The sequence below is a fragment of the Treponema pedis genome, from assembly GCF_017161325.1.
Lineage (GTDB): Bacteria > Spirochaetota > Spirochaetia > Treponematales > Treponemataceae > Treponema_B > Treponema_B pedis.
In genome coordinates this window covers 1,615,650-1,627,951 of sequence record NZ_CP045670.1, presented here as the reverse complement: position 1 = coordinate 1,627,951, position 12,302 = coordinate 1,615,650, and the positions used below count along the sequence as shown (strand labels likewise).

11 protein-coding genes are annotated in these 12,302 nt (G+C 35.9%); 2 read left to right on the top strand and 9 right to left on the bottom strand.

Annotation, left to right across the window (positions count from 1 at the left end):
- Positions 1 to 54 precede the first annotated feature (54 nt).
- The 8 genes from DYQ05_RS07355 to DYQ05_RS07320 all read right to left on the bottom strand — a co-directional run bounded on the left by DYQ05_RS07355 (position 55) and on the right by DYQ05_RS07320 (position 9,094).
- Positions 55 to 477 (bottom strand): hypothetical protein, encoded by a 423-nt coding sequence (locus tag DYQ05_RS07355; RefSeq protein WP_206183190.1) that lies wholly within the window; start codon positions 475 to 477, stop codon positions 55 to 57.
- Positions 474 to 1,043, bottom strand: a complete 570-nt coding sequence (locus DYQ05_RS07350) for a DUF6973 domain-containing protein (protein WP_206183189.1) — start codon at positions 1,041 to 1,043, stop codon at positions 474 to 476. Before DYQ05_RS07350 ends, DYQ05_RS07355 begins: the two co-directional genes overlap by 4 nt.
- Positions 1,044 to 1,161: 118 nt before the next feature.
- Positions 1,162 to 1,788 carry a hypothetical protein gene (locus DYQ05_RS07345; RefSeq protein ID WP_206183188.1) on the bottom strand — a complete coding sequence of 209 codons (627 nt, stop codon included), beginning with the start codon at positions 1,786 to 1,788 and terminating at the stop codon, positions 1,162 to 1,164.
- Between the two features lie 154 nt (positions 1,789 to 1,942).
- Positions 1,943 to 3,445 carry a tetratricopeptide repeat protein gene (locus DYQ05_RS07340; protein WP_488169078.1) on the bottom strand — a complete coding sequence of 501 codons (1,503 nt, stop codon included), beginning with the start codon at positions 3,443 to 3,445 and terminating at the stop codon, positions 1,943 to 1,945.
- A gap of 5 nt (positions 3,446 to 3,450) precedes the next feature.
- Positions 3,451 to 3,879, bottom strand: a complete 429-nt coding sequence (locus tag DYQ05_RS07335; protein ID WP_024466901.1) for a hypothetical protein — start codon at positions 3,877 to 3,879, stop codon at positions 3,451 to 3,453.
- Positions 3,860 to 6,805, bottom strand: a complete 2,946-nt coding sequence (locus tag DYQ05_RS07330; RefSeq protein WP_206183186.1) for an AAA family ATPase — start codon at positions 6,803 to 6,805, stop codon at positions 3,860 to 3,862. The genes DYQ05_RS07335 and DYQ05_RS07330 overlap by 20 nt, the downstream gene beginning before the upstream one ends.
- Before the next feature lie 175 nt (positions 6,806 to 6,980).
- Positions 6,981 to 7,370, bottom strand: coding sequence for a hypothetical protein (locus DYQ05_RS07325; protein WP_206183185.1), 390 nt, complete (start codon positions 7,368 to 7,370; stop codon positions 6,981 to 6,983).
- 98 nt (positions 7,371 to 7,468) lie between these two features.
- Positions 7,469 to 9,094 carry an IdeS/Mac family cysteine endopeptidase gene (locus tag DYQ05_RS07320; protein WP_206183184.1) on the bottom strand — a complete coding sequence of 542 codons (1,626 nt, stop codon included), beginning with the start codon at positions 9,092 to 9,094 and terminating at the stop codon, positions 7,469 to 7,471.
- Between the two features lie 282 nt (positions 9,095 to 9,376).
- On the opposite strand from DYQ05_RS07320, the gene DYQ05_RS13805 reads away from it, so the two are divergent.
- Both DYQ05_RS13805 and DYQ05_RS07315 read left to right on the top strand, forming a co-directional pair.
- Positions 9,377 to 10,057 (top strand): tetratricopeptide repeat protein, encoded by a 681-nt coding sequence (locus DYQ05_RS13805; protein WP_252723283.1) that lies wholly within the window; start codon positions 9,377 to 9,379, stop codon positions 10,055 to 10,057.
- Positions 9,957 to 11,354: a tetratricopeptide repeat protein gene (locus DYQ05_RS07315; RefSeq protein WP_252723282.1), complete on the top strand. Its 1,398-nt coding sequence runs from the start codon at positions 9,957 to 9,959 to the stop codon at positions 11,352 to 11,354. Before DYQ05_RS13805 ends, DYQ05_RS07315 begins: the two co-directional genes overlap by 101 nt.
- Here the strand turns inward: DYQ05_RS07315 and DYQ05_RS07310 are convergent.
- The gene (locus DYQ05_RS07310; protein WP_024469906.1) at positions 11,325 to 12,290 is read right to left on the bottom strand and encodes a tetratricopeptide repeat protein; all 966 of its coding nucleotides are present in this window, start codon (positions 12,288 to 12,290) and stop codon (positions 11,325 to 11,327) included. The two genes, DYQ05_RS07315 and DYQ05_RS07310, sit on opposite strands and share 30 nt — an antisense overlap.
- Positions 12,291 to 12,302 lie beyond the last annotated feature (12 nt).

The window sequence follows — 12,302 nt, the reverse complement described above, 5'->3', positions numbered from 1 at the left end:
TTTCTATAATATAGACCTCTTATATTTTAAATTTAAGGAATTTATCTAAAAATTTTATTCAAGATAATAACATTTAAAACCCCCTGATATTGATTGTATTTCTATACACTTAAAAACAGTATCACCTCTATATCTTTTTATATAATTTTCTTTAATATTATGTTCAAAAAAAAAAGATATATAATCCATTTCAGGTTTAGAAACATAATACTCAATATTTATCTGTTTCACTATAAAATCATTTTTTACAAAATAAATTTTTTGACCTAACCAAAAATCTCTATCATTATTAATATTTGGTATGATATCGGATATATAATTTCCCTCATCCACTATCAATAAATAATCAAACTCATCTTTAATAAAGTCCTGTAAATCTACATATCCATAAGTTTCAATATTACTTATAAAAGAAGGTTTTATTGAACAAGACATAAAAACTAAAATCACAGTAATAATAAATACTATATTTTTCATTTATTTATCAATCCTTTTTCATTCAATTTATTTAATATACCAATAGCATAATCATAGTCTTCTTTTGATAACTGTGTATACTGTACTCCATAGCTACCATCTTCATTTTTTGTTACTGTAAACAGCCCATTAGTATGAAATTCGTCCAAAACCATTTTTGCTGATTCTGAAGGAGAAGCATTAGTATTATCTAAGCCTATACCTCTACCAATAATATTATTTAGCTGATCAGCAAAAGCATCAGCAGATTCTAAATCTGCATATGGAGGTTTATTCATTTTTAATATATCTTTATCATGCCCATTTCCAATATCTGTTGCAACGCTAAAACCATCTTTTGATGCAATAATTGATTGCCACAAAGCATGACGGAATGCGCCTCTTTCACTTCCTTCATCTCTTTTCACTTTATCATAATATGCCCACGATAAACTTAAATTTATGGTAAAATTGGTAGCTACACTTGAAATATTAGAACCACCATCTCTCGCTCTACCAACATTAGTAGCGGCTATAGGATGTTTTAGCCATGCCCATATTTTACTGGAAGTTCTGCTTTGCCTCACTGCATGTACTGCTTCAATAGCTGTCCGAAAGAGATAGGCGGGTTGTCTTAATAAATAATTAGTTTTTATTTCTCATAAATTAAATTTACAATATTTCAAGTATACTACAATATTTTTTCTAAAGCAAATTTTCATACTCTTTTTTTTGAAATAATGTTAAATATTGAAATTCATTTAAAGATATTTCCTTTATATATTCGTCATTATAGTTGTCAATATTATAATAATATTCATACCCAAATTTTTTGCATTCTTCAACTGTAAAAACTCTTTTGACATTTTTTTTTGCCTTATATAATAAACTTTTTTTTTCATTATCATCTGTTACAATTTTTAATAAATCTAAATAATTGGCAACAAAAATAGTATTATATGAAATTGATTTTTCTAAATAGTTTTTTATTATCTCCTTCTCAGACGGCAAAGTATAATTTAAATCCAAAGCGGATAAATAATAATAAATAGCTTTTTCTTCTATAGAAAATTTCTCTATACTCTCTTTTAAAATCACGAGAAAAGGATTCTTTTTAAAAATTTGTGTTGTCCAAATATACGCACCTGTAAATAAAAGTTTATTAGAAAGCAATTTTTTTTCCGCTTCCATAATAATTTTAACGGCATTTGGGTAATCTGCTATAGGACTATAAATTTCACTTAATACATATCTATTCAATATATCTTCTGTAGGCGATGTAGAATATAACTTATGCATTAGTTCATTGTATTTTATATTGTCAATGCCCATTTTATAATCCCTCAATTAAATTCCCAAATACACAATTTGAATAACCTGCAAAAGCCTCTCTCTCCCTTCCCTCTCCAAACAAGGTATAGCCGTAACTTATTCCCTCGCCCTTTTCTCCAATTCTCTCATATCTTTTTTTACTTGTCAAGACTAATCAATCTACATTTACATAAAATTTCTTAATATATCTGATTCTTGTATCTGCCTGATTCCAAAAAGAGCTTTCAGGAAATGCTTCCGTTAAGGTTTCATAAGCCTTTAAAGCTTCTTTAATATTTTTCTTTTTTCCGTTAAGCTCGTAAGCCTGGCCGCGGAAAAACCAACCCTCGTCCTGTCTTTCCGTATAATTTTTAAAAAATTCATCTAAGGTGCTAAGTGCACTTGCGGCATTCCCTTCCGCAATAAATTTTTTTGTTCTTTCTAAAAGGTCTTGCGGGGAAGCCGTTGTTTTTGACAAACCCTTACCGTTTTCTTCGGAAGCCGTCAATTGCGGTGAATCCGAAACCGTAGTCATTTTTTCTTTTTCAGGCTCACTTTTCATAGGAGTGGAAGAAACCGTTGAGCTTATCTCATTTTTTTCCATATTTTCTTTTTCTTCACTTTTTTGCTTCGGCTTAAGGTTTTCCGTCCTTGTAATCACAGCACCCTTATACTCAGGAGCACGAACGGTATTGGAAAGTTTTTCCTTTGAAGTTTCAACATTTACGGCAACGGAATCCGATATAAATTCATCGGAAAAAACATCAAAATAAGAAAAATTAAGAATATAACTTCCTGCCGTTTCCGCACTGAAATTAAAAACGGAAGCGCCGTCCTGAATTTTCCTCTGACCGTATTTTAATCCCCTTTGAGCCGTAGTTTCACCCAGATAAACCCAGCCCTCACCGGGATATGTAATTTCAAGTTTTTGGCCGGTATACATTTTTACATTTCTTGAAACCCTGCTTTCCTTTGTTTCCTCAGGTTCCGTACTCGGGAATTCGGAAAATACTTGAGGGCTTTTATCGTCGTTATAAGTATTTTTTTTATCTTCCGAATTATCTTCCGAAGCCGATTCGGCGGTCATATCCCGCTCGTCTCTTCTTTCTTCTTTAGGCGGCTCCGTTTCAAACGAATGTCCGGTATTCTCAAGCCGTTCGCTGTCCGCCTTTTCCGGAAAAGAAGATTTTTCAACCTGTTCGGAAGAGTTTTTCTCCGGCTTAACCTCTTTTTTCGGTTTTAAAGGAGGCTCAGGTTTTAACTGCTTTTTATCGGCTTCAGGAGATGTCTTTTCAACTTTTTTCTTTTCTTTTTTTTGCTCTTCTTTCGGTTTGGAAGCAGGCTTAGGCTTCTCAAGTATTTTAGATTCTTCATTTATATGTTCATCATCGTTTGAAGGAATAATAAGCTCAAGGTCAGGACGGTCGGTTATAGGAGAAGAAGGAGGAACGTTGTTTACAACACCGTTTTTTTCAGGTAAAGCCTTATCATCGGGCTTTTTTTTCTCTATCTTTTCGGAAAGGTCTTTTTTTTCCTTCTCGGTACCGCCTGTTTCGCTTGTTTCAGGTTTTATTCCGCTTTCGGTAATATTTTCCATCGAAGCGGTATCGTTTCCGCTTTTTTTTACGCTTGCACATGAATAAAACAGACACACAGCTGCAAAAACAAATAATAACATCTTTTTCACGGCGCTTCCTCCAAGATATTTTCTATAATTTTTTTATTTTTTTTATTTAACTTTTCCATGGCTTCCGAAGAAGGAGGTTCATACCAAAATTCTATTTCGCCTTTATCCCAAATTTTACGCTGTTCGCGCGAAAATTGAATGGGAGGAAGTTTTAAAGGCTCTTCAAGCAGCCAAAAAACATTCGGGTCTATAAAAGTAAAAGGTTTAGTCTGACTTAAGTCCGTTGAAAGGGAATCATCGCTTTCAAGAATACCCTTTTTACTTTTTTGTGAAAATGTAACAATAAGAACAATCGTAATAATAAGGATAAACACCGTGCACGAGGCTGCTATAAGAAGAAGTTTTTTATTTACGGCAAAAAAATCCTGCAATTTTCCGGTAAAACTTTCGAAAATTTCTCCTATCTTATTCTTTATGTTCATCATCAGTATCGGAAGCCTCCTTATTTTCCGCAACCGTTTTTATACGTTTGGGCGGATGCGGCGGAACATATACGCCTTCTTCCGGAGCGACATCTTCTTCTTCAAAAGGTTCATCGATTAAATCCATAGTTTTTACCGTTTGCTCCGATTCGGCGTCCAATTTAACAGCTATAACTTTTGAAACACCCGACTCTTCCATTGTTACGCCGAGCATAGTTTTAGCTCCCAAAACCGTTTTTTTATTATGTGTAATTACTATATATTGACTTACATTTGCAAAACCGCGCAAAGTAGTAACAAAGCGCGTAACGTTTTGTTCATCAAGGGCGGCATCAATTTCATCAAGAAGACAAAAAGGAGACGGTTTTACCATATAAGTTGCAAACAAAAGGGCTACAGCCGTCATAGACTTTTCGCCGCCTGAAAGAAGCCCTATATTTTCAAGTTTTTTACCTGTAGGCTGTGCAAAAATTTCTATACCGGATTCCAAAACGTTTTGCCGCTCCGTTAAGCGTATTTCCGCACGACCGCCGCCGAAAAGCCGCCTGAACATATTGTGAAAATTCTTTTTTATTTTATTATAAGTTTCCAAAAAAAGCTCGGTAGATTCGGCTGTAATTTCATCGGTTATGCGCTGTAAATCTTCTCTGGCCTTATCCAAATCGCTTATTTGTTTATTTAAAAATTCATATCGTTCTTTTATATCTTCAAATTCTTCAGGGGCCATTAAATTTACATTTCCGAGAGAATCCAGCTTTTGTTTTACTTCCGACAGGCGCATTTTTAACTCGGACGGAGAATCCGTTAAGGTAAACATTCTCTCTTCAAATTCCATAAGTTCTCTTGAATGACGCTCTCTAAAATTATCTTTTGTATTGCGTATATCGGCTTCAAGGCTTGCAAGGTCTAAATGATATTTTTCCAAAACCGAATTTGCCTTTGAAAGCTCGGCTGTAAGTTTTTCGATTTTTCCGCGTTTACTTGCCACATCGGAATTTTTAGCAGAAATATCGTTTTGAAGTTTTTCCAATTCCTCCGTTAATTTCCTGCCCTCGTATTCAAGCGAACTTATTTCACCTTCAAGGTCGGCAATATCTTCTTCCGTTTGCTTCAGCTGTTTTTCTTCCGCAAAGAATTCGTTTTCCAAATCTTGAAGAACGTTTTTTTGCGAAGCAAGCTGCCTTTCCAACAGTTTTACCTGGCTTTCGGCATTTTGAGCCTGAGCTTCAACTTGAGTTTTACTTATACGAAGCTCTTCAAGAGTGTTTCTGTACTCGGTTATTTTTACCGAAAGTTCGTTATTTTCCGCCGTTAATGCTGCAATCTGCTTTCGATTCGTTTCAACCGATTGCCTGTTTTCCAAAACTGCATTATCTACGGTACGCTTTTTAGTAATAATTCCTTCAGGCGCTAAAAAATCATCGATAAATCCCGCCGAGGATTTTTTATATTTTGCAAGACTTTCTTCTATTTCGCCTGAAATTTCCAAAAGACTTGAAAAACTTTGAACCGCATTATCGGCAAACTTTTTTACATCTTCTTCCGAATGAGCGTTAAGAGAAGCAAAATCGGAAAAAATATTTTTACGTCCTGAAATAAAAACTTTTAAGCGGCTTAAAGATTCTTCCAAGGATTTTTCGGCTTCAATTCTTGCGGAAGAAGAATAACCTGCGGAACGTAAATTTTTATCAAGCTCGGTAACAATGTCTTCCGTTATGGCTTTTAATTCAATTTCCATTTCGGAGCGTTCACGGTCCAAACGGATTATTCCGTTTTCAAGTTCTTCTATTTTTTCCTTATTGGCGGTAATTTTCCCGCTTGCAAGTTTTATACTTTCTTCAAATTCTTCGGCATTTTTTTCTATACCGGCAACCTGTTTTTTAAATTCAAAAACGGCAGCCGATTTTTCCGCAATATCGTCCCGTAAATTTTCCACGGTTTCGCGGATTGCGTCGCTTCTTGCCTCAAGCTGATTTAATTTAAGTTTTAACTCCTGCCTTCGTTTATTATAAATTTGAACTTGGTCCTGCTTACCCTTTTGTTCTATAGCAAGACTTAAAACCTTCGTTTGATAAGAATTAAGCTTTTCTTCCATTTCGTTTACAATATCCATATTTTCCGAAAGAATATTGTGAACTCCGTCGATTTGCTCTTGAATGCTATTGCGTTTTTCCGTAAGCTCTTGAACGCTTTGTTTTTTTGCGGCAAGACCGTCCACAAAGTTTTTTAAGCGCAAAAGCTGAATATCCCGCTCATAATCGAAGACACTTTCTTTAAGTTCCCGATATTTTATGGTTTTCTCGGATTGAACCTTTAAGGTATCGTAAGAACGGCGCACTTCGCCTAATACGCCCTCGATTTGGCGCATATTCTCTTGAGTTTTTTCGAGTTTTCTCTCCGCTTCCTGCCGTTTTATTTTAAATTTTGTAATCCCCGCAGCTTCTTCAAAAAGATAGCGGCGTTCTTCCGGCTTACTCGAAAGAATTTGGTCTATTTTGCCCTGCTCCATAACGGAATAAGCAACCTTTCCTACTCCGGTATCCCAAAAGAGTTCTCGAATTTCGCGCAATTTTGCAGGTTCATTATTTTTAAAATATTCGCTTTCTCCGGAACGGTACAGACGGCGTTTAATACAAATTTCACTTTTTTCGGAACCTAAAAGACCTTCTTCGTTATTTATCGTTAAAGAAACTTCCGCAACGTTAAGAGGTTTACGCGATTCCGTACCGTTAAAAATAACGTCTTCCATTTTATCGGCGCGTAAGGTGCGCGAAGACTGCTCTCCCAAAACCCACTTTACGGCATCTACTACATTGCTTTTACCGCAGCCGTTGGGGCCTAAAAGAGCCGTTATTCCGTCTGCAAATTCGATTTTAACACGGTCGGGAAAAGATTTAAATCCGAAAATTTCGAGACTTTTAAGAAACATAACCCAACCATCCTTTTAAAATAAACATAGCGTTTATTATACAATTTATCGGGTAATTTGTCATTAGGGAACGGCAGAATTTTAAAATTTATAATTATTTAAAAAAATACCGATATGCTTTAGGCAAAATACCTAAGACATATCGGCAATCTTTTTTTAAGCGGTTAAGCCTTATTTATTTTTTTACACCCGTAAAACTTAAAAATTTTACTCCGCCGACAGTCGCGATACACGAAACCTTATAGGCTTTATCTATGGTACCTGTGATTGTCACATTTTTATCAGAAATTTTTATATTACCTGAAACGGCACCGTCTTTTGAAACCTTCAAATCAAGCGTTTGTGTTACCTTGTCTGAAAGGTCAAGGAGGGATACCTTAAAGTTTCCGTCCTTATCAACGGAACCCGCCCAATTTCTTAATCCATGAGAGTCTTTTTCAGTATATTTTCCCGAATACGAGCCCATATATGTGCTGCTTTTCTTACCGCAGCCTGTAACCGACATAACAGTGCAAATCATTAAAATAAGCACTCCAACTACCGAAATAAATTTCTTTTGTTTCATTTAAAACTCCTTACCGCAAGTTAAGTGCGGAATTTATCTTTATATCCGAGATAAGGCTCTTTAAGCTGATAAGCTTAAAGAACAATATCAGTATATTCTTATTTTTTGTTTTCAAAATATTTTTTAAAATGCTCTTCTCCGGTATTAAGCCGTACTATACCTTCAATATTATAAGATGTAGGATAATTTGCAGAAAAATTTATAAAATAGGGCTGAGATTTATAACAAATTCCCATCGGAAAAATTTTTGAAGGCGATATATTTGAATCTGCAACCCACAATTCAATTAAATTACCCTTTTCATCATAGCCTGCACCCCATATTGTAACTATATGTCTGCCGTTCCTGCCGGATTGATAAATAAAATAGTCTACTGCAATACTCTCATCTTTATCAAAAGCTTCTTTTATTACGCTTTCTAACTGCTCCTTTGAATTAACATATTGTTCATTTACTATAGGTGTTGTATCGGGAAAAATATCACGGAAATATCCGGGTGCATCTTTATATCCGTTCGGGCGCTGACCTGCCGGAAGATTTTTTCCTGAAATATACCAGTTAAAAAGGGTTCTAACGTCTCCGCCTGCGGCCCTAAAATTTATACAACTTCTCGCAGCTTGAGCGATATCGCTTTTATCGGAATCGATTTTTGTACGGTTATATGTATTATAATAACCTGCAGAATCCGTAATATTATTTACTGCCATATACTTCCGTATATTCTCTTTGTTTTGTTCAAGCCACCAGTGAAGCATATTTGCACCCGTCATTGCCCAACAAAGATTGGAATCATTTGCAAACCCCGTATTTACTCCGCTATATGCGAGTTTTACTACATTATACCATGTAGTAGTTTCAGATTCTTCCCAATCAATAAGTAAGGGAGATATACTTGGATTATTCTTTTTTAGATCCGATTCCATAGGTGCTTTAACACCTTTTACCCATTGATATGTTCGTTTTAAGTTATAATTCCCGTCTTGCCTTACCGAAATTGTACTTAGAGTTTTCCCTTCGGTATTTGTAAAAACTATTTCCGCATTTCTATCGAAAAAACTGTCATTTGAAAGTATAAACTTATACTTATCTTTTAAATCCTCGGTAACCGAACTTTCACATTTAATCCATTCGGGTAAAGAGCCCAATTTATATTGTGTATGCTTCGATTGCTTCGTAACGGTAACCGTATATTCGGAAGGAGAATTCTCGTTACGTATTCTGTCGGTAATTTTAATTTCCTTTCTGTCTACAGTTATCTTAGAATCGGCGGTAATATTAAATGTAAAATTAACGGGATTGGGTATATCTTTAATTTTAACCTTTAATATGCTCCTTCCAGGATTTATTGCAAATACAGTCCTATTTCGTATTTCAATACTTTCGCCGTTATACTCCGGAAAATCGGACTCCACTTTTTCAGGAAGCGTATATTCTTCGCCCGTGATTAAAGAAACTTCCACATCCTTATATTCCGGAAATTTTAAGTTTGTAAAAGGAGCGGGAACACCGGCTTCGGGATTTTTTTGTTCTTCAAGATCTTTTTTTACGGTATTTTGTGAATTATCGAAGGCTGTGCCGGAAAGCTCACTTTTTGCGGACTGCTCACTTTCAGCGGCTTGTACAACCGATTCTTTTTTCGGCTTAAATTTAATATTATCCGGGCAGGCGGCAAACATAAAAAAACTTGCAGCGATAAACGCAATAAAAATAATCTTCTTTATCAAATCAAGACCTCATATAATAAAAGCTCTATTTCCGCATAGAAACTTTAAGGCAGTTTAAACCCTGCCGTTTACTGTAAAACCCGTAAAATTTCCCTTTGCGGATTCTTAAACTTTATTAATTTTATTAACTTTACCCAATCTTGATTTATAAATATACAATATTTTTCTTTTAAATTCAAGCGGTTTACGGTTTACGGCAAAAAACAAGTACGGCCTTTGCATTTTTACGGATAATATTGTATAATATAGACGATTTTTTTGTTTATATTTTAGAGGGAAATTATGAAAAAGACCTGTTTCATTTTATATATTTTTATTTGTTTTTCGATTTGCTTATTTTCAAATCCTGCCGAACTGTACCGTAGGGGAACCGAGTTTCAAATGCGGGAAGATTGGTATTCCGCAATAGAAATGTATCAATCGGCTTTAAAGGAAAACCCTTCATATAATTTAGTCTATCAGGGTTTGGCCGAATGTTTTTATGCCCTTAACGAGTACGACCAAGCGCTTTCTTCCGTAGAAACCGCCCGAAGCTATAAAAAAGACGATGCCGATTTACAAAATTTACACGGCTTTATTTTAGTAGGTTTAAGCCGCATTGAAGAAGCTGAAAAAATATTTAAAACCGTTTTACAAAAATATCCCAATAACCCCGAAGCAAGATTCGGTTTGGCGGAAATAGAAGTACTTCACGGGAAACTTTATGCCGCCTCGGATATTTATAAAGAAGCCTTAAAAAGACAGGGTGAAAACCGAAAAGCCCTTCTCTCTCTTGCCCTTGTAAGCTACGAAGCGGGAAACAAATCTATTGCGGAAGATTATATAAAAAAAAGCTCTCGAATTTCACGGAGACAATCCGCAAGTGCATTATTTTGCAGCTTATTTAAGCGCTCTTTCAGGCGATTTGGAAGCGGCGGAAGGACGGCTCAATTCCGCAATCCGGCTAAAAACCGATTACGATGACGCCTATGCCCTGCTGGCCTCCGTTTTATATTCTCAAAAAAGGTATGAAGAAACGATTCAAATTTCAGATATGAGAATTTCGCAAAAGCGCTCCAGAGCCGATGCGTGGTATTTAAAAACGCTGAGTCTTTTAAAATTAAATAAAACCGGCGAAGCTATGACAAGTGCAAAAGTCGGCCTTTCCATAGAACCCGAAAATGAAATTATGCGCACCCTTTTGGAAGAAACTGCAATTCAAAATTTAAATTTTGAAGATAAATTTAGAAAAGAACTTTCAAAATACCATGCCGAAAGAGGTTTAGGTTTTGCAAAAAGGAATATGACGGAACAAGCCCTATATGAATATAGACGGGCACTAAAAGTTTACCCCTATGATGTCGAAAGCCGTGAAGCCTATGCACAAATTCTTTTAAGACAGGGGTACCCGGAACGTTATTTGGAACAAATGGTTTTTATCCAAACTATTGTAAAAAGCAATAAACGGGTAAACGATGCGGTGGAAATTTACAGTAAGCATTTATTAAGCTCCCTGCAAACAAAATGGAAAATAGACCCGCTTTATCTGGATAAGGCGCATATTTCCATAGGTCTTTTTTATGAGCTTGAAAGTACAAATGTTCTCCACCCGGAAGCGGAGCGTATTACCCAAATAATGGCGGCCGATATTTTTTCACATAATCCGCGCTTAAAAATTACATCTTATGCCGAAAAACCCGCCTCCTATGCGGAAGCCTTTAAAAAATCGAGAACCGCAGGAGACGATTACTTCGGTATTATAAAAATGAGCGAAAACGAACGCGATATCCGCCTTATTTTGGAATTATATACTTCAAGAACGGGAGCTAAGGCAAAAACCTTTGCCGTATACCGCTCCGGAAACGACCGTTTTTCAAACGGCGTACGCAGTTTAACAAAACTCCTCTCTTCCGCACTGCCCGTTATAGGCAAGATAATAAACCGCTACCAAAACGAAGCCGTAATCGATATAGGAAAACACGATTCCGATTTAAAAGATATACAAATTGCCGTTATAAAAAAAGGCGCTCTTATAATTGAAAAAGACGGAATAGGAGTAAATTATAACTCTTCCGACTTACTCGGGTTTTTCGAACCTTCAAAATCGGAAGAAGATTTAACGGAAGGAATTTTAAAGAGAAACGGTTATTACGACAGAATGAATGCCGGAGATTCCGTAATTCTTATTTTAAAAGATAACGAAAAAAACTCAAGTGAGGATTATACCAGTTTCAGCCAAAAAAGCTCTCTTTTACTTTCTTTGCTTAGAAGAATTCGCTAGCTCCAAAAGACAGTATTGAGCCCATTCGGCCGATTGCGCAGGATACATATCCTGCGCTGTTAAAAATTTTAACAGAGCAGCCTCATATTTGTTTTGAAAAAATAAAACTTCTCCTAAATAAAATCTTGACCTTGCGGCAACCCGGCTTGTTCTTCTAATCGAAAGAAAAGCGTTAAGCTCTTTTTCACATCTTTCCCATTTTTGAGTTAAAAAACTGTCTTTTAAAATCCGTTGAAGCTCCATTGTTTCCCCGCCTTCGGGAGTCTTTTTATCATCGGAAAAAATATAATAATCCCGCCTCAATGAAGAAAGAGCGAATTCCCGGTAATCTCTTTTTTCCGCGGTAAGAGAACTTATAAGATTTTCCGTTTGAGAAGAAAAAAACAAAATACGCTTTTGCTCTTCTTTTGCGGGATTTAAAAACGGAAGAGGAACGGGTCGTGTATCGTAAGCGGCCGCTCTATCCGCTTCGGCTCCCGAAAACAAAATTTCTACGGGGGCGCTTACGGTATTTTTTCCGTCAACAAATTTTATATTCCCTGAAGCTATTTGATTTTCTTCAGCAATTGCATAATAATACGGAATACCTGCGGCAGGATAATCAATATACGGAAGACCCGTATCCGTTATATTTGCAAGAGGAACAGCCTCGGTTAAAGAAATAAGAGAAGAAAAACTTTTTATTGAACGATAAAGAATTACATTCCGTTTTTCCGCAGAAGCTTTCCACGTTATAACTACAGCCTTATCGCGTACAAAAACCGAAAACTCGGTAAAATAAAAAGGCTCCGGACTTTGTTCGGAAACAGCCGGCTTTAAAGCATTATACTCTACCTTTTCCGAACCCGTTTTATCGGGTTTGATATCGGGTAAAGCTGCGTCCTCGGCAAAAACCGTAAAGCTTGCAAAAAAAAGTAAAATACAAAATTTCTTCATATTACTATTTTC

Bases quoted from the DNA above. Each gene is read 5' to 3' on its own strand.
- DYQ05_RS07355 (WP_206183190.1), bottom strand. From the start codon at position 477: ATGAAAAATATAGTATTTATTATTACTGTGATTTTAGTTTTTATGTCT.
- DYQ05_RS07345 (WP_206183188.1), bottom strand. From the start codon at position 1,788: ATGGGCATTGACAATATAAAATACAATGAACTAATGCATAAGTTATAT.
- DYQ05_RS07340 (WP_488169078.1), bottom strand. From the start codon at position 3,445: ATGTTATTATTTGTTTTTGCAGCTGTGTGTCTGTTTTATTCATGTGCA.
- DYQ05_RS07335 (WP_024466901.1), bottom strand. From the start codon at position 3,879: ATGATGAACATAAAGAATAAGATAGGAGAAATTTTCGAAAGTTTTACC.
- DYQ05_RS07330 (WP_206183186.1), bottom strand. From the start codon at position 6,805: ATGTTTCTTAAAAGTCTCGAAATTTTCGGATTTAAATCTTTTCCCGAC.
- DYQ05_RS07325 (WP_206183185.1), bottom strand. From the start codon at position 7,370: ATGAAACAAAAGAAATTTATTTCGGTAGTTGGAGTGCTTATTTTAATG.
- DYQ05_RS13805 (WP_252723283.1), top strand. From the start codon at position 9,377: ATGAAAAAGACCTGTTTCATTTTATATATTTTTATTTGTTTTTCGATT.
- DYQ05_RS07310 (WP_024469906.1), bottom strand. From the start codon at position 12,290: ATGAAGAAATTTTGTATTTTACTTTTTTTTGCAAGCTTTACGGTTTTT.